1 protein-coding gene is annotated in these 509 nt (G+C 50.1%); it reads left to right on the forward strand.

Features of this window, described 5'->3' with window-relative positions; translation table 11 throughout:
- Positions 1-389 (forward strand): UbiA family prenyltransferase (locus ACLO87_RS17035; protein ID WP_430224377.1); only part of this gene is annotated, 389 nt, incomplete at its 5' end.
- Between the last annotated feature and the right edge of the window lie 120 nt (positions 390-509).

The following is a 509-nucleotide window of genomic DNA, read 5'->3' on the forward strand; positions in this document are numbered from 1 at the left end:
TCTTCAGCCTGTGGCAGATGCCTCACTCTTATGCCATAGCCATTTTCCGCTTTAAGGATTATCAGGCGGCAAACATTCCGGTACTGCCGGTGGTGAAAGGCATTTCGGTGGCGAAGAATCACATCACGCTGTATATCATCGCCTTTGCCGTTGCCACGCTGATGCTCTCTCTTGGCGGCTACGCTGGGTATAAATATCTGGTGGTCGCCGCTGCGGTGAGCGTCTGGTGGTTAGGCATGGCTCTGCGCGGCTATAAAGTTGCTGATGACAGAATCTGGGCACGCAAGCTGTTCGGTTTCTCTATCATCGCCATCACTGCCCTCTCGGTGATGATGTCCGTTGATTTTATGGTGCCGGACTCGCATACGCTGCTGGCTGCTGTGTGGTAACACAACCTCTCAGTTAAAAAGGTGCTACGGCACCTTTTTTCTTAGCATTAGAATCATATCCCTCTCGAAATATTTACTAAAAAATCCGCATGTTTACCCCATTCGTTTGCCGCTTTACAC

The sequence above is a fragment of the Paenalcaligenes sp. Me52 genome, assembly GCF_050487965.1.
In the GTDB taxonomy this organism is placed as follows: Bacteria; Pseudomonadota; Gammaproteobacteria; order Burkholderiales; family Burkholderiaceae_B; genus Paenalcaligenes.